Origin of the sequence: Thermococcus piezophilus, assembly GCF_001647085.1 — an archaeon.
In the GTDB taxonomy this organism is placed as follows: Archaea; Methanobacteriota_B; Thermococci; order Thermococcales; family Thermococcaceae; genus Thermococcus; species Thermococcus piezophilus.
This window is the reverse complement of sequence record NZ_CP015520.1, coordinates 902,229-916,462: the sequence shown is the minus strand read 5'-3', so window position 1 is coordinate 916,462 and position 14,234 is coordinate 902,229. Positions and strand designations below refer to the sequence as shown.

20 protein-coding genes are annotated in these 14,234 nt (G+C 53.1%); 15 read left to right on the top strand and 5 right to left on the bottom strand.

Going from position 1 to position 14,234, the window contains the following annotated elements; all coding sequences use genetic code 11:
• Positions 1–55: 55 nt before the first annotated feature.
• The 3 genes from A7C91_RS04975 to A7C91_RS04965 are packed head-to-tail and all read right to left on the bottom strand — an operon-like array spanning position 56 to position 2,557.
• Positions 56–979: a hydroxyacid dehydrogenase gene (locus A7C91_RS04975; RefSeq protein WP_068665446.1), complete on the bottom strand. Its 924-nt coding sequence runs from the start codon at positions 977–979 to the stop codon at positions 56–58.
• Positions 976–1,623 (bottom strand): TIGR00153 family protein, encoded by a 648-nt coding sequence (locus A7C91_RS04970; RefSeq protein WP_068665444.1) that lies wholly within the window; start codon positions 1,621–1,623, stop codon positions 976–978. Before A7C91_RS04970 ends, A7C91_RS04975 begins: the two co-directional genes overlap by 4 nt.
• Before the next feature lie 34 nt (positions 1,624–1,657).
• Entirely contained in the window at positions 1,658–2,557 is a 900-nt protein-coding gene (locus tag A7C91_RS04965) for a 2-dehydropantoate 2-reductase (RefSeq protein WP_068665442.1), read from the bottom strand.
• 45 nt (positions 2,558–2,602) lie between these two features.
• Here A7C91_RS04965 and A7C91_RS04960 point away from each other — a divergent pair, with 45 nt between their 5' ends.
• The 8 genes from A7C91_RS04960 to A7C91_RS04930 are packed head-to-tail and all read left to right on the top strand — an operon-like array spanning position 2,603 to position 6,647.
• Positions 2,603–3,316, top strand: coding sequence for an RNA methyltransferase (locus A7C91_RS04960; protein WP_068665440.1), 714 nt, complete (start codon positions 2,603–2,605; stop codon positions 3,314–3,316).
• A complete protein-coding gene (gene otg, locus A7C91_RS04955) occupies positions 3,303–3,842 on the top strand; it encodes a methylated-DNA--protein-cysteine methyltransferase (RefSeq protein WP_068665437.1) in 540 nt (179 codons plus the stop codon). The genes A7C91_RS04960 and otg overlap by 14 nt, the downstream gene beginning before the upstream one ends.
• On the top strand, positions 3,818–4,855 hold the full coding sequence (locus A7C91_RS04950) for a tetratricopeptide repeat protein (RefSeq protein WP_068665435.1): 1,038 nt from the start codon (positions 3,818–3,820) through the stop codon (positions 4,853–4,855). Before otg ends, A7C91_RS04950 begins: the two co-directional genes overlap by 25 nt.
• 34 nt (positions 4,856–4,889) lie before the next feature.
• Positions 4,890–5,213, top strand: a complete 324-nt coding sequence (locus A7C91_RS11710) for a CBS domain-containing protein (RefSeq protein ID WP_234394477.1) — start codon at positions 4,890–4,892, stop codon at positions 5,211–5,213.
• Positions 5,214–5,510 carry a CBS domain-containing protein gene (locus A7C91_RS12335; protein ID WP_324609533.1) on the top strand — a complete coding sequence of 99 codons (297 nt, stop codon included), beginning with the start codon at positions 5,214–5,216 and terminating at the stop codon, positions 5,508–5,510.
• Positions 5,473–5,955 (top strand): cation:proton antiporter domain-containing protein, encoded by a 483-nt coding sequence (locus A7C91_RS12150; RefSeq protein WP_068665433.1) that lies wholly within the window; start codon positions 5,473–5,475, stop codon positions 5,953–5,955. The genes A7C91_RS12335 and A7C91_RS12150 overlap by 38 nt, the downstream gene beginning before the upstream one ends.
• Before the next feature lie 11 nt (positions 5,956–5,966).
• Entirely contained in the window at positions 5,967–6,269 is a 303-nt protein-coding gene (locus A7C91_RS12145; protein WP_068665431.1) for a cation:proton antiporter domain-containing protein, read from the top strand.
• Between the two features lie 45 nt (positions 6,270–6,314).
• Complete coding sequence (locus A7C91_RS04930) at positions 6,315–6,647, top strand: nascent polypeptide-associated complex protein (RefSeq protein WP_199920128.1); 333 nt, start codon at positions 6,315–6,317, stop codon at positions 6,645–6,647.
• Positions 6,648–6,686: 39 nt separating this feature from the next.
• On the opposite strand, the gene A7C91_RS04925 is transcribed toward A7C91_RS04930, so the two are convergent.
• Positions 6,687–7,046 carry a carboxymuconolactone decarboxylase family protein gene (locus A7C91_RS04925; RefSeq protein WP_068665427.1) on the bottom strand — a complete coding sequence of 120 codons (360 nt, stop codon included), beginning with the start codon at positions 7,044–7,046 and terminating at the stop codon, positions 6,687–6,689.
• A gap of 109 nt (positions 7,047–7,155) precedes the next feature.
• Between A7C91_RS04925 and hflX the strand changes: the two genes are divergently transcribed.
• Entirely contained in the window at positions 7,156–8,484 is a 1,329-nt protein-coding gene (gene hflX, locus A7C91_RS04920; protein WP_068665425.1) for a GTPase HflX, read from the top strand.
• Here the strand turns inward: hflX and A7C91_RS04915 are convergent.
• Entirely contained in the window at positions 8,422–9,384 is a 963-nt protein-coding gene (locus A7C91_RS04915) for an inorganic phosphate transporter (RefSeq protein ID WP_068665422.1), read from the bottom strand. The genes hflX and A7C91_RS04915 overlap by 63 nt on opposite strands.
• A gap of 212 nt (positions 9,385–9,596) precedes the next feature.
• On the opposite strand from A7C91_RS04915, the gene A7C91_RS04910 reads away from it, so the two are divergent.
• The 6 genes from A7C91_RS04910 (at position 9,597) to porA (A7C91_RS04885) (ending at position 14,225) form a co-directional block, all read left to right on the top strand.
• Complete coding sequence (locus A7C91_RS04910; protein ID WP_068667400.1) at positions 9,597–10,154, top strand: pyruvate/ketoisovalerate ferredoxin oxidoreductase subunit gamma; 558 nt, start codon at positions 9,597–9,599, stop codon at positions 10,152–10,154.
• A gap of 39 nt (positions 10,155–10,193) precedes the next feature.
• Positions 10,194–10,511, top strand: a complete 318-nt coding sequence (locus A7C91_RS04905) for a 3-methyl-2-oxobutanoate dehydrogenase subunit delta (protein WP_068665420.1) — start codon at positions 10,194–10,196, stop codon at positions 10,509–10,511.
• 10 nt (positions 10,512–10,521) lie between these two features.
• Positions 10,522–11,709, top strand: coding sequence for a pyruvate ferredoxin oxidoreductase (porA, locus tag A7C91_RS04900; RefSeq protein WP_068665418.1), 1,188 nt, complete (start codon positions 10,522–10,524; stop codon positions 11,707–11,709).
• A gap of 5 nt (positions 11,710–11,714) precedes the next feature.
• Positions 11,715–12,650, top strand: coding sequence for a 3-methyl-2-oxobutanoate dehydrogenase subunit beta (locus A7C91_RS04895; RefSeq protein ID WP_068665416.1), 936 nt, complete (start codon positions 11,715–11,717; stop codon positions 12,648–12,650).
• Between the two features lie 62 nt (positions 12,651–12,712).
• On the top strand, positions 12,713–13,030 hold the full coding sequence (porD, locus tag A7C91_RS04890) for a pyruvate synthase subunit PorD (RefSeq protein ID WP_068665414.1): 318 nt from the start codon (positions 12,713–12,715) through the stop codon (positions 13,028–13,030).
• 10 nt (positions 13,031–13,040) lie between these two features.
• Complete coding sequence (gene porA / locus A7C91_RS04885) at positions 13,041–14,225, top strand: pyruvate synthase subunit PorA (protein WP_068665412.1); 1,185 nt, start codon at positions 13,041–13,043, stop codon at positions 14,223–14,225.
• Positions 14,226–14,234: the final 9 nt, after the last annotated feature.

The window sequence follows — 14,234 nt, the reverse complement described above, 5'->3', positions numbered from 1 at the left end:
CCTGTAAAGAATACCACCTTTAGTTTAAAAAGTTAATAGAGAAAAGGTAAAGAGCTTAGCCCTTCAGAATCTCAACTATCTGCTCCGCCACCTGGACGCCCGCCCTCATCTGGGCCTCGACCGTTGAAGCGCCTATGTGGGGCGTTAGAACGACGTTATCGAGCTTAGTCAGCGGGTGGTCCTTCGGCAGGGGCTCCTCCTCGAAGACGTCCAAGCCAGCTCCAGCTATCCAGCCCTCCTGCAGAGCCTTGACGAGAGCATCGGTGTCTATAACGGCTCCCCTGGCCGCGTTGATGAGGATGGCGGTTGGCTTCATGAGCTTCAAGCGTTCCTCGTTTATGAGGTGGTAGGTGGCATCGATGAGCGGGACGTGGATGGTAATAACATCGCTCTCCTTGAGAAGCTCCTCCAGGCTGACGAACTTTCCTCCGACTTCTTTGGCCCTCTCCTCATTCGGGTATGGGTCGTAGAGGAGGACGTTCATGCCGAGAGCCTTTGCTATCTTAGCCACGTTGTAGCCTATTCTGCCGAAGCCGACTATGCCTATGGTCTTGCCCTCAAGCTCGATGCCCATGCTCTGCTTCTTCGCCCAGACTCCCTCGCGCATCTTCCTGTCGGCGAAGGCTATCTTCCTTGCGACCGCGAAAATGAGAGCTATCGTCAGCTCGGCGACGCTCCTGCTCGAGGCGGCCGGGCTGTTGACGACCTTTATGCCCTTCTCCTTCGCGGCCTCAATATCTATGTTGTCGAGGCCGACTCCTGCCCTTCCAATGACCTTGAGCTTAGGGGCGGCCTCAATGACCTTCCTGGTGACTTTCGGTTTGCTCCTGACGATTATCGCCTCGACGTCCCCAACGAGCTCTATGAGCATCTCCTCGTTGGGATACTCTTCATAAACTACCTCAAAACCGGCGTTCTTCAAAACCTCTATTGCCTTCTCGTGCAGCGGTGCGGCAACCAAAACCTTGACCACATTCATCCCCTCCTTTTTATTGCCATGAGCATGACCTGATCGGAGGCGTCCTCAGCGCGGTCGGCTATGTCGCCGATTTTGGTCAGGATTTGATTCCATATTATCTTGGCGTACGTCGTGATGGTCTCGCTCTCAAAAATTTTGCCTTTGACGTCGTACTCAACATCGTCGGCCTTCTCCTCGGCATCCTCAACAACCTTCGCAAGTTCTATGGCCCTGTCGACGTCAACGTTGAGGGCCTTCACAGCATCCACAAGAATGCTGTACGTTTCAAGCGCTGAATCAACGAGTTCCATAAGCTCACCTTCAAGTTCAAGCGGAACCTTCGGCTTGGCCAGAATGAGGGTGTGAGCGGCGCTCTCGGCTGTATCAGCCACCTGGTCGATCAGCTCAGAAAGCCTGACATAGTCACCCCTGTTGGTGGGCAGAAAAGCTCCCTCGTAGAGCATTGTTTCTATGCTTCTCCTGAGCCTGTCTGCTTTACTCTCGAGCTGGTCTACTTCCTTCTCGAAGGCCTTCGCCCTTTCAAAATCCCCTGACAGATAAGCGGCTATGAGCTCCCTAAAGGCAACAAGGGACTCATTAACAGCCTCAAGATGCGTCTCAATGGCCTCAAAAACATTGCTTTCCTTACCACCGAATATTGGCATTCTCTCTCCCCCAAGATTAATTCACCCGAGAGGTTTATCTACTTTGCCCTTCCTTGGCCTTGATAAGCGCCCAGAGAAGCTCGTTCCTCGGTGCCTCGAGACCCACCGTTTTAGCGTATTCCACGATTTTCCCGTGGATGTAGTCAACCTCTGTCTTCTTCCCGCGCCAGATGTCCTGAAGGGTCGAATTATAGTTCTCTCTTGTCTTTTCTATCGTGTCCCAGAGGAGTTCCAGGGGATGGACTTCAAACTCTATCCCGAGCTGCTGGGCCACCATGCAGCCCTCACGGGCGATGTCTATCGAGATACTCTCAAGGTACGGGTCGTCCTTCAAGAAGCCGTTCTTAACCTCTAGAATCGTTCCGAGGCCGTTTATGACTGAATTAACAATGACCTTGGCCCACTTCCACCCAACGACATTCTCAGTTGTGTAAGTTTCCAGCCCCGCCTCGTTGAAAGTTTTTGCGATCTCATCTACGAACGGATGGCTTCCCGTGAGATACTTTCCGATGACTGTAACACCCTTACCTGTCCATTTCAAAACGCCCCCCTCAACGAGCATCGCCCCGTTGGTGGTTATCCCCCCCAGAACATTTGGAGTGAACTTCAGTGCCAGTTCCTCGTTCCCCAGCCCGTTTTGAATGCTGAGTATCCACGTTTCCGGACCGATGCATCTTTTAGCGCACTCCAAGGCAGTCTTGGTTGAGTAGGACTTCGTGGCAAGTATGAGCAGATCAGGTGGCTCCTCTGGAGCGTAGATACTTGCCTTTGGATGAACAACGAATTCTTCTATCCCAACAACCCGGAGTCCGTTCTCTCTTACCGCTCTTACCTGATTCTCGCGGCCGATAAGCGTAACGTCGTTCCCTGCTCTTGACAAAAGCGCCCCAAAGAGCGAGCCTATCGAGCCCGCACCGAGCACATAAATCTTCATCCCACCACCACAACCGTTTAAAACCTTTTCCTTAAAGCCTTACCGATGAAGATCGTTTTAGTGGAACCTGAGGGCCCGGCCAACATTGGCATGGTTGCAAGGGTGATGAAGAACTTCGGCTTTACCGAGCTGGTTCTGGTTAATCCCAACATCACCAAGGAGAGCTACGCCTACGCGGTTCACGCGAGAGACGTTCTGGAGAGAGCCGAAATCGTGGAGACGTTCGAGGAAGCGTTGGGGCTCGTTGATTTGGCAATTGGAACGACGGCAAAGTCCGGAAGACGGTACATCCCCGAAAGGGCACCCATCACGCCCTGGGAGCTGAGAGAAGCGCTCAAAGGCTATCCAGGCAGGGTTGGCATCTTCTTCGGGCGCGAGAGCATAGGACTGAAAAACGAAGAGCTTGAAAGGATGGACTTAACTCTCACGATACCGACGAGCGAAGCTTATCCAACCATGAACCTCAGCCAAGCGGCCGCGGTTATCCTCTACGAGCTGAGCAAGACAAAGAGAGAAGCTGTTCATCCATCGCTGGAGCCAGCAACTCGGGAGGAGAAAGAAGTCCTTGTGGATACGTGGAAAAGGCTCCTCGATGTCCTGGACTATCCAAAGGATGAGGAGAGAAAAGAAGTTTTTGTCAAAGTTTTCAGGCGCTTTGTAGGCAGGGCCTTTCTTTATGGAAGAGAAGTTCACACGCTAATCGGGCCCCTAAGGAAAGCAATCTTAAGGCTGGAGGAGTGCAAAGATGCTGAGTGTTGAGCGCTTTACCATCGCCGGGAGGGAGGTTTGGATAGGGGTTCTCTTCGGGGAGAGGATTCATGGAATAACCTTCTCCCTGGACGGAAGGGACTACCTCAAGGAGAGAATAGCCAGTCTGAGGTCTTTCCTCGAGAGGAGGGGCGTCGAAGTTGAGTTGGTCCCAAAAGAATCCGTTTACCCCAAGCTGGTTCACGATGTCCTGGTCGGGAGAAGAGACAACGACGAACTCCTCGGCGAGCTGAGCTTCCACGGGATAACTGATTTTGAGCGTCAGGTGTACGAATGGCTAACAAAAAGGGTTAAAAGAGGAAGAGTTGTAATGTATGGAGAGCTGGCAAAGACCCTTGGAACTTCACCGAGAGCCATCGGAGGGGCCATGAAGAGGAACCCCTACCCCATAGTCGTTCCCTGTCACAGAGTCGTGGCCCAAGGTGGGCTCGGCTATTACACGCCAAAGCTCGAGTACAAGATCTGCCTGCTGAAGCTTGAGGGGGTGGAAGAATGGACAAGCTCAAAGCTTATCTGATAGGATTCTTAATTGCTGTCATAATGATAGCCGCTGGCATAGTCTGGTATGGTGGCTGGAAGCTGCTACTCCAGGTGGTTCTAGCCCTTGGATTCCTCAGCGTCACGCTGATGCTGCTCTTCTTCACAGTGCTGACGCTCTACGCCGAGAGCTGGAAGTACGGAGGGATACTGGCGATTTTCACTATCATCAGCAGCTATGGTCTCTACTTAAGTGCCACTTGGAGTCGCACCGATTGGCAGCATCTTTACCCCGTTGGTTGGATAATAGTATTCTTCGTTGCAATTCTTGCCTTCGGCATATGGTACATCAGCGAGCCCGATCTGGGCCTGGCCGACCGCTTCCGTTCGGCTGAGAAGCTCGAAAGGATGGGCAAGTACAAGGCCGCCGCCAGAAAGTACGAGAAGGCCGGCAACTACCTGAAGGCCGCTGAGATGTATGAGAAGCTCGGCTGGATGGAGAGCGCAGCCTGGGCCTACGAGAAGGCCGAGAAGTACGAGAAAGCGGCCGAGATATACGAGACCCTGTACGAGAGGGAGAAGGACACCTACTACCTCAGGGAGGCCCACGAGTACTGGAAGAAGGCTGGAAACATGAACAGGGCAGCTAAGGCCCTTGAGAAGTACGCCAAGGAGGAGCCCTGGTTCTGGGAAGATGTCGCTAAGCTCTACGAGGAGCTGGGCAACGAGGAGAAAGCTAGGGAGGCATGGGAGAAGGCACTGGAGTACTACACCAAGGAAGCCGAGGAGGAGGGCGTCTTCTGGGAGGACGTTGGCAACATAGCGAGAAAGCTCGGAAAGGAGGAGCTCGCCAGGGAAGCCTACAAGAAGTTCCTCGAGTACTGCCTCAAGGAGGCCGAAGAAGACCCAATGTGGTGGAAGCACGTCGCCGAGGCCTACGAATACTTGGGTGAGAAGGAGAAAGCCAAAGAGACCAAGAAGAAATACGAGGAGTACAAGGCAAAGATTATGAAGGCGAACGAGGAGACGTCGAAGTTCCCCGCGGAAAGGTAATTCTCCACTCCTTCTTTTTCCAGGGAGTGAAAAATTGTCAAGAGATAGACCACCAAAGGAGAGGCCAAAGCTTAATATCCTCAAGCTGTCAAAGATGCCCATAAGGCTCGTAATGGAGAAGAACTTCCTCAGGCTCTCTCCCGATGATAAAATAGAGGAGCTCATAAAGAAGCTCGAGCATCAAACCTGCACCGTCGTCACCGATGACGATGGAAAGCTCCGCGGATTCATTTCGATCGACGAGATAATCAACCTCATAATTCCCCCCTCCGACTACATTCTCGTGGGACTTGACGCGATCAAGGAGGCACACTCCGACTGGGACAGACCCGTGAAAGACATAATGAACCCCAGATAGATAACCCTCAGTCATAACGACAGCCTCAGCCATGCCCTCGAAATGATGCTCGAAACCTGTATCAAGCAGTTCCCAGCTGTTGATAAGAAAAAGAATGTCCTAGGAATGTTTTCCGCTCAAAGTATCGTGAGGCTTCTAAGAGTATTCGCTCGGGCAACCCGTCGTCCTATGCCAGATCATCGGCGGCATAATGCTCGGCATGTTCTTCCCCCGACCACAGAGGTGGAGGATATTTCAATGATGCGTGAGCCTAACGGTCATGGTTCCCATGGAGCTCGACGCGCTCAAGACTGTTGAGGGCAACACCATACTGACGGCTGCCATAGTTGATTATATCCTCGGAATAGTCATCCTGAGCATTGTCATTTCGATGCTTGTCCATGGAGGCATTAATCCAATTGGAATAGAACTCATCTTTGCCAAGGTCATCATCTTCATACTGGTCACGGTCTACCTCATCCCGCCTGCGATAGATAGACTGCTGAGAAAGGTCGTCCATCTCGGCTTTGCCGACTCGACAATAACCCTATCGATGGCGGCCCTCTTCGCTTTTGCCTATCTAGCGGAACACATGAATCTAGCCTCTATCCTTGGAGCCTACCCCTTCGGTCTTAGTTTAAGCGAGACCAAATTCAGAAAGCCGATATTTGAGCACACAAGGATCCTAGACCACTCTATGTTCATCCCGTTATTCTTCGTTGACGTTGGCATGAGCATCCGCTTAGGAGCGTTTCTGAGGTAGGGGTCTTCTCATTGGTCTTCAGCCTTGGAGCGATAGCCAGCAAGGTGATAGGATGCGGCCTCGAAGCTCTCCTAGCTGGACTTAACCGCAAACAGTCGCTCAGGATCAGAATAGGCATGATACCAAGAATGGGCGTTGAGCTCGCGATGCTCGCTATAGCCATGAACGCTGGCATAGTCGATGAAGATACCTACGTGGTCATCGTGCTGATGATATTCCTGAGTACGCTTGTGACGCCGCCTCTCCTTAAGATGGCCTTTGGTGGAGAAGGGAACAATGAAGAAAAACTACTCAAACTCTTAGGGGAAAGTTAATATTTAACAATCACAAAACCTCCGATGGTGATAGAGATGTTTCCGATGGGTGGAATGAACCCGAGGCAGATGAAGAAGCTCATGCGCCAGATGGGCATCAGGATGGAGGAGCTTGAGGGAGTCAAGGAGGTCATAATCAGGCTCGAGAACAAGGAGATAGTCATCAAAGAGCCCGTCGTGACGGTTATAACCGCCCAGGGTGAGAAGAGCTACCAGATAATCGGCCCCGAGGAGGTCAAGCCGATAATCAGTATCTCCGAGGACGACATCAAGCTCGTTATGGAGCAGGCAGGCGTCGACTATGAGACAGCAAAGAAGGCCCTCGAGGAAGCTGAAGGCGATCTCGCAGAGGCAATCCTCAAGCTCACTGAGGGCTGAGAATTTTTCCTTTTACTAAATAAAAAGTAGAAAGGGAAGTCACTCCTTTCCATGCTCTTTTTCGAAGGCATCTATGGCCTTCATGAGCGGTATAAGGTGCATAAGCGCTGGACCGCCGGCCATGAGAACGGCGACGAGACCGGCCTCGATGAGCTCCTCTTTCTTAGCGCCCGCTTCGAGGGCCTTCTGGGTGTGAAGGTAGATACACCACTCACAGCCCTGGGCTATCCCCAGGGCAAGAGCTATGAGCTCCTTCTCTCTCGTGGTCAGGGCCTTGTTGTCGACGACCTCGCGGAGAAACCTAGAGAATGCAGAAATCTCTTTCGGGTGCTCCTTACCAAGCTTGTCAAGGAGCTCCTCTATTTCTTTCAGCTTAATCTGAACATCCTCACAATCCATAGGAACCACCATATAAAATTGCATTCTAAGTTTAAATGCATATCCCAAAATTTGGGTTGAGAACTACCCTCTCCAAAAGGATATAAAGGAAGAAGCTTAGTCGGGGACGATGAAAGCTATAGGAGTCATCAGGAAATCCAGGCGTGAGAGGATACGTAGGGAGGAGTTTGAAGAGCTGTTGAGAAGCGCTGGTTATGAGGTAGTGGCGATTCTCGAGCAGAACCGCGAGGAGCACCCGAAGTACAACATAGGAAAGGGCAAACTTGAGGAGCTCAAAGAGCTCGTGAGGGAGCTTTGGCCGGATAAGGTCATCTTCGCCAACAAGCTCACGCCAAGTCAAGCCTACAACCTCTGGAAGGAGCTGAGGGTCGAGATAATAGACAAATGGCAGCTAGTCCTCGAGATATTTGAAAAGCGTGCCCACTCCAAGGAAGCAAAGCTCCAGGTCGAACTGGCTAGCCTCCAGTACGAGGTTCCCCTTGTTAAGGAGGCAATAAGGCGCATAAAACTCGGCGACAGAGCGGGATTCAAGGGAATGGGTGAATACCAGACCCAGCAGTACCTCAAACACATCCATTACAGGATGGGTAAGATTAGGAAGGAGCTGGAGAGGATCAAGGCCGACCGGGAGGTTAAAAGGAAGCGCAGGGAAGAGGTTGGCTTCATCCTACTTGCCCTAGCTGGCTACACCAACGCCGGAAAGAGCACTCTCCTCAATACCCTCGCCAGGGAGGAGATAGAGGCCAGAAACCAGATGTTCACAACGCTCGATACCACCACAAGGCGCTTTAAGCTAGGCGGTAAAAGGGTTCTAGTTACCGACACGGTCGGTTTCATCGATGGCCTCCCGCCGTTTATCGTTGAAGCCTTCCACTCCACGCTGGAGGAGATAGTTAAGGCCGACATAGTCCTGCTCGTTCTCGATGTAAGCGAGCCCTGGCCGGAGATACGGAGGAAGTTCCTGGCATCGCTCAACGTCTTGAGGGAGCTTAAGACCTTGGATAAGCCTATGGTAGTCGTCCTCAACAAGAGGGACCTGACGAGCGAGGAGGACGTTAAAGATAAGGCTGAGAGAATAATGGAGATAGTCACAGAGAGGGGGATAAACGTCTCCCGTGTCGTTTCCATCTCGGCCAAGTTCGGTCAGCTAGAGGAACTTTACGGGGCGCTGGAAGAAGTGGTACTAACCCTGCCCAAATACGGGGCCTTCGAGATAACCGTAAGGGAGCCTGAGAAAGTCCCTCAGGTAATGGCTCTGACAAGTGCTATCGGTGAGGTTTTGTCGGTTGAGTACGGCGAGGAGACGAAAATAGAAGCCTACATCCAGACGGGGATGATAAAGGAGCTGACAAGGCTGGGGGTCAAGATACGGCGATTAAACCAGCCCGAACACCGAGAAAGCCTTAAAGATTCCGAGGGCGATGAATATCGCCGTTAGCGGCGTTGCCACCCAGCCGAAGACTATGTCCTTTATGACGGACTTATCGACCTTTTCTCCCGCTATCAGACCAACACCAATGACACCGCCAACGATGGACTGGCTCGAGCTGACTGGAAGGCCAAAGATGTTGGCCAAACTTACCGCCATGGCAGAGCCAAACTGAGCCGCGAAAGCCGAGACGGGACCTAAAGCTGTTATTCTCTTCCCAACGGTATGCATGACAGCGTAGCTGAAAGTGAGCGCGCCGATAGAGAGAGCTATGGCTCCAAAGATGCCCGCGACCTTGGGCCCCATGAAGCCCGCCCCAACCAATGGCCCGGAGGCGTTGGCAACCTCGTTGGTGCCGAAGTTGAAGGCCATGTATGAGCCGCCCAGTACCGCAAGGGCCTCATAGAGGGCTTCAATTGTCGAGACGCTCTTTATGCTCGAAATAACCCTGGAGTAGAACTTGTAGAGAAATATGGCAAGAACTCCTGACAGTATAGGCGAAATAACCCAGGCGGAGGCTATTTTTATGAGCGTATACCAGTTTATTGGGGCTTCAACCGCCAAACCGACCCCGATAACTCCTCCAACTATCGCCTGAGTGGTCGAAACGGGAAGGCCCCTAACGGTGGCCACGGTAACCCAAATACCAGCGGCAAGAAGTGCTATAACCGCCATCTCCATCGTGAGGTAGCCTTCGGGAACGATGCCCTTCCCTACCGTCTTCATGACCTTGTAGCCCTTCAGGTAAGCACCCATTAGGACGAATATTGCTATGGTGAGGGTTGCCTGACGGAAGCTGAGTATTCCAGCACCCACTGCCGTCCCCATGGCGTTGGCTGAATCGTTGGATCCTATGTTCCATGCGATGTAGAACGCCACTGCAATCGCTGCTATAGCTAGGCCATCCATGTACTCCACCTCTATAGAAGCATATAGTCTATATACCTAGTTTAAAGCTTTTCGATTTGTAGGTGTATACCACAGGTATAAATCGGACATCGGACATTTGATATGTTCATTCTTACCCAAAGACACCTGCCGAAGGCTGCTTAACCCAATACCGAAACTTAAATAAATGCAATAGATGAATAAGTTTTGACAAATTTAAGGAGGCAGGAATGATGATAGAGATTCGTTTTCACGGTAGGGGTGGACAGGGTGCAGTTACCGCTGCCAACATATTAGCTTCAGCCGCTTTCCTTGAGGGCAAATACGTCCAAGCGTTCCCCTTCTTCGGAGTTGAGAGGAGGGGTGCCCCAGTCACAGCATTCACCAGGATCGACGAGAAGCCGATAAGGGTAAAGACCCAGATTTACGAGCCGGACATAGTCGTCGTCCTCGACCCGTCGCTTCTTGACACCGTCGATGTCACCGCCGGTCTCAAGGACGGTGGAATCGTCATCGTCAACACCGAGAAGAGCAAGGAAGAGGTTCTTGAGAAGCTCAAGAAGAAGCCCGCCAAGCTCGCCCTTGTCGATGCCACCACCATAGCCCTTGAGATACTCGGCCTTCCAATCACCAACACCGCCATTCTCGGTGCCGTCGCCAAGGCCACCGGCGTTGTCAGCCTTGAGCATGTCCAGAAGGCCATCCAGGACGTATTCTCTGGAGCCCTTGGTGAAAAGAACGCCAAGGCTGCAGAAGAGGCCTTCAACAAGACTGTCATTTACGAGCTCTGATTCTCTTTCCTTATAATCCTTACAAAGGGGTGAAGCGCGTTGAACACGTTATTTGGTGAAAAGAAAGAAGGGGCCACAAAAATCGTCCTCAAATCCGTGGACGAATATCCCGATGCCCCGATAACCTTAGGAACGACTCTTATCAACTTCACTGGTGACTGGAGGACATTCATACCTGTTGTCAACAATGATAAGTGTGTCAAGTGCTACATCTGCTGGAAGTTCTGCCCGGAGCCAGCAATATACATCCGCGAGGACGGCTACGTTGGCATTGACTACGACTACTGTAAGGGCTGTGGAATCTGCGCCAACGAGTGCCCGACCAAGGCCATAACCATGGAAAAAGAAGAAAAGTGAGGTGTTGAGCATGAAGTACAAGCCGATTAGGAAGGTTGTGAGCGGCAATTACGCCGCTGCTTACGCCGCCAAGCATGCGCGCGTTGAGGTAGTGGCGGCTTACCCGATCACCCCGCAGACGAGCATCATCGAGAAGATAGCCGAGTTTATATCCAACGGTGAGGTTGAGAACCTTCAGTACGTGCCCGTTGAGAGTGAGCACTCCGCCATGGCCGCGTGTATCGGAGCTTCAGCGGCTGGAGCAAGGGCCTTTACGGCAACCTCTGCTCAGGGTCTTGCTTTGATGCATGAGATGCTCCACTGGGCGAGCGGCGCGAGGCTGCCGATAGTTATGGTCGACGTCAACAGGGCTATGGCCCCGCCGTGGAGCGTCTGGGACGACCAGACGGACAGCCTGGCCCAGCGCGACACGGGATGGATGCAGTTCTATGCTGAAAACAACCAGGAAGTTTACGACGGTGTTCTCATGGCATTTAAGGTCGCCGAGACCGTTAATCTGCCAGCGATGGTCGTCGAGAGCGCCTTCATCCTGAGCCACACCTACGACATCGTCGAGATGATTCCCCAAGAGCTCGTCGATGAGTTCCTTCCTCCGAGGAAACCGCTCTACACCCTGACCGACTTCGACAACCCGATTGCCGTCGGCTCCCTTGGAGGGCCAAACGACTACTACGAGTTCCGCTACAAGATAGAGAAGGCCATGGATGATGCTAGAAAGGTCATCAAGGAAGTCGGCAAGGAGTTCGGCGAGATGTTTGGAAGAGACTACCGCCAGATGATAGAGCTCTACAGGACTGACGACGCTGACTTCGTCTTCATGGGCATGGGTTCACTCATGGGAACCGTCAAGCAGGCCGTTGACGTTCTCCGCGAAGAGGGCTACAAGGTCGGAGCAGCCAAGGTCCGCTGGTTCAGACCGTTCCCGAAGGACGAGCTCTACGAGCTGGCCAAGAACGTGGAGGGAATAGCCGTCCTCGACAGGAACTTTTCCTTCGGTCAGGAGGGCATACTCTTCAACGAGGCCAAGGGTGTGCTTTACAACACCAATGCCCACCCGATCATAAAGAACTACATAGTCGGCCTCGGAGGCAGGGACTTCACCGTGAACGACGTCAAGAAGATAGCGGAGAACATGAAGGCCATCATCGAGAAGGGCGAGCTGGATGTAGAGGTGGACTGGTACCACCTTAAGAGGTGAGAATGATGGAGATTCCAGAGAACGTTAAGAAGAGGTTGAGCATACCCGCGGAAGAGCACTTCTACGCGGGCCACACCGCCTGCCAGGGCTGTGGTGCTTCACTCGGCCTTAGGTACGTCCTCAAGGCCTACGGAAAGAAGACAATATTCGCGATCCCCGCATGCTGTTCAACAATCATCGCCGGCCCATGGCCATACTCCGCCCTCAACGCCAACCTGTTCCACACCGCGTTCGAGACCACTGGTGCCGTCATAGGCGGTATCGAGGCCGCTCTGAAGGCCAAGGGCTACAAGGTCAAGGGTGAGGACGGAATAATGGTTGTCGGCTGGGCCGGTGACGGTGGAACGGCCGACATAGGCCTTCAGGCGTTGAGCGGCTTCCTCGAGAGGGGGCACGACGCGGTCTACATCATGTACGACAACGAGGCTTACATGAACACTGGAATCCAGAGGTCAAGTTCAACCCCATACGGAGCCTGGACCACCAACACCCCAGGCGGAAAGATGCACTTCTTGGAAAAGAGGAACAAGAAGAAAGTCATTGACATCGTCATAGCCCATGATATACCCTATGCGGCAACGGCCAGCGTCGCCTACCCAGAGGACTTCATAAGGAAGCTCAAAAAGGCTCAGAAGATACCGGGACCAAGCTTCATCCAGCTCTTCGCGCCGTGTCCAACTGGCTGGCGCTCACCGACCGACAAGAGCATCGAGCTGGCCAGGCTGGCGGTTCAGACCGCTTACTTCCCGCTCTTCGAGTACGAGAACGGCAAGTACAAGATCAACATGCCGAGCACCAAGAAGGAGCCCAAGCCGATAGAGGAGTTCCTCAAGCTCCAGGGCAGGTTCAAATACATGACCAAGGAGGACGTTGAGATCCTCCAGCAGTGGGTGATCCACGAGTGGGAGAAGCTCAAGAAACTCGCCGAGGTCTTCGGCTGAGCTTTCCATCTTTACCCTAAAGGTTTAAGTGTCAAGTTGACAACTCACCCGAGGTGATATAAATGGCCGAGAGTCCGTTTAAGGCCGACATTGAGAGGGTTCAGAAGGAGTATAGCGAAAAGATGACCCCGGGAGCAATTGTTTACCTCCCGGGAAGTAGCGTCGTGAACAAGACCGGAAGCTGGAGAGTTTTCATGCCAGAGTTTAACAGGGACAAGTGCGTTAGGTGCTACCTCTGCTACATCTACTGCCCAGAGCCTGCCATCTATCTCGATGAGGAGAACTACCCTGTCTTCGACTACGACTACTGTAAGGGATGCGGCATCTGCGCAAACGAGTGCCCGACCAAGGCTATAGTTATGGTTAGGGAAACTAAGTGAGGTGGTGGAGATGCCGATTAAGAAGGTTATGAAGGCTAACGAGGCTGCCGCCTGGGCGGCTAAACTCGCCAAGCCGAAGGTCATAGCGGCGTTCCCAATTACGCCCTCGACTCTCGTCCCCGAGAAGATAAGTGAGTTCGTCGCCAATGGGGAGCTTGACGCAGAGTTCGTCAAGGTCGAGAGCGAGCACTCAGCGATTTCTGCCTGCGTCGGTGCTTCCGCGGCAGGCGTTAGGACCTTCACCGCAACCGCTTCCCAAGGTCTCGCCTTGATGCACGAGATACTCTTCATCGCCGCGGGAATGAGGCTCCCGATAGTTATAGCTATTGGTAACAGAGCCCTGAGCGCCCCGATCAACATCTGGAACGACTGGCAGGACACCATCAGCGAGCGCGACACCGGCTGGCTCCAGTTCTACGCCGAGAACAACCAAGAGGCCCTTGACCTCATCCTGATAGCATTCAAGGTTGCCGAGGACGAGAGGGTTCTCCTTCCAGCCATGGTCGGCTTCGACGCGTTCATCCTGACCCACACCGTCGAGCCGGTTGAGATTCCAGACCAGGAGCTCGTCGACGAGTTCCTCGGCGAGTATGTGCCAAAGCACGCTTACCTCGACCCGGCCAAGCCGATAACCCAGGGTGCACTCGGATTCCCAGCCCACTACATGGAGGCCCGCTACGGCGTCTGGGAAGCCAACGAGGCCGCGAAGAAGGTCATTGATGAGGCCTTCGCTGAGTTCGAGAAGCGCTTTGGTAGAAAGTACCAGAAGATTGAGGAGTACAGGACCGAAGATGCCGACATAATCTTCGTCACCATGGGCTCCCTCGCCGGAACCCTCAAGGAGTACGTTGACCACCTCAGGGAGAAGGGCCTCAAGGTCGGTGCTGCGAAGATCACCGTTTACAGACCGTTCCCGGTTGAGGAGGTCAGGGAGCTCGCAAAGAAGGCAAAGGTTCTCGCACTGCTCGAAAAGAACGTAACCTTCAGCGTCGGTGGAGCCCTCTTCCAGGACTTCAGCAGGGCGCTGATAAACGAGAGCGAGAAGCCGAAGATAGTTGACTTCATCCTCGGTCTTGGAGGCAGGGACGTCACCTTCAAGGACCTCGACGAGGCTCTGGCCATAGCGCAGAAAGCCCTTAACGGGGAGAAGGTTGAGGAAGTCAACTGGATCGGCCTGAGGAAGGAGATTCTGTGAGGTGATGAA

What these genes read in the sequence shown, in the direction of transcription:
- A7C91_RS04895 (WP_068665416.1), top strand. Translation starts at nt 11,715, where the DNA reads ATGGAGATTCCAGAGAACGTTAAGAAGAGGTTGAGCATACCCGCGGAA.
- A7C91_RS04930 (WP_199920128.1), top strand. Translation starts at nt 6,315, where the DNA reads ATGGGTGGAATGAACCCGAGGCAGATGAAGAAGCTCATGCGCCAGATG.
- A7C91_RS04970 (WP_068665444.1), bottom strand. Translation starts at nt 1,623, where the DNA reads ATGCCAATATTCGGTGGTAAGGAAAGCAATGTTTTTGAGGCCATTGAG.
- A7C91_RS04915 (WP_068665422.1), bottom strand. Translation starts at nt 9,384, where the DNA reads ATGGATGGCCTAGCTATAGCAGCGATTGCAGTGGCGTTCTACATCGCA.
- A7C91_RS04975 (WP_068665446.1), bottom strand. Translation starts at nt 979, where the DNA reads ATGAATGTGGTCAAGGTTTTGGTTGCCGCACCGCTGCACGAGAAGGCA.
- porA (WP_068665418.1), top strand. Translation starts at nt 10,522, where the DNA reads ATGAAGTACAAGCCGATTAGGAAGGTTGTGAGCGGCAATTACGCCGCT.
- A7C91_RS04960 (WP_068665440.1), top strand. Translation starts at nt 2,603, where the DNA reads ATGAAGATCGTTTTAGTGGAACCTGAGGGCCCGGCCAACATTGGCATG.
- A7C91_RS04965 (WP_068665442.1), bottom strand. Translation starts at nt 2,557, where the DNA reads ATGAAGATTTATGTGCTCGGTGCGGGCTCGATAGGCTCGCTCTTTGGG.
- A7C91_RS04950 (WP_068665435.1), top strand. Translation starts at nt 3,818, where the DNA reads ATGGACAAGCTCAAAGCTTATCTGATAGGATTCTTAATTGCTGTCATA.
- porA (WP_068665412.1), top strand. Translation starts at nt 13,041, where the DNA reads ATGCCGATTAAGAAGGTTATGAAGGCTAACGAGGCTGCCGCCTGGGCG.
- A7C91_RS04910 (WP_068667400.1), top strand. Translation starts at nt 9,597, where the DNA reads ATGATAGAGATTCGTTTTCACGGTAGGGGTGGACAGGGTGCAGTTACC.
- hflX (WP_068665425.1), top strand. Translation starts at nt 7,156, where the DNA reads ATGAAAGCTATAGGAGTCATCAGGAAATCCAGGCGTGAGAGGATACGT.
- otg (WP_068665437.1), top strand. Translation starts at nt 3,303, where the DNA reads ATGCTGAGTGTTGAGCGCTTTACCATCGCCGGGAGGGAGGTTTGGATA.
- A7C91_RS04925 (WP_068665427.1), bottom strand. Translation starts at nt 7,046, where the DNA reads ATGGATTGTGAGGATGTTCAGATTAAGCTGAAAGAAATAGAGGAGCTC.
- porD (WP_068665414.1), top strand. Translation starts at nt 12,713, where the DNA reads ATGGCCGAGAGTCCGTTTAAGGCCGACATTGAGAGGGTTCAGAAGGAG.
- A7C91_RS12150 (WP_068665433.1), top strand. Translation starts at nt 5,473, where the DNA reads ATGGTTCCCATGGAGCTCGACGCGCTCAAGACTGTTGAGGGCAACACC.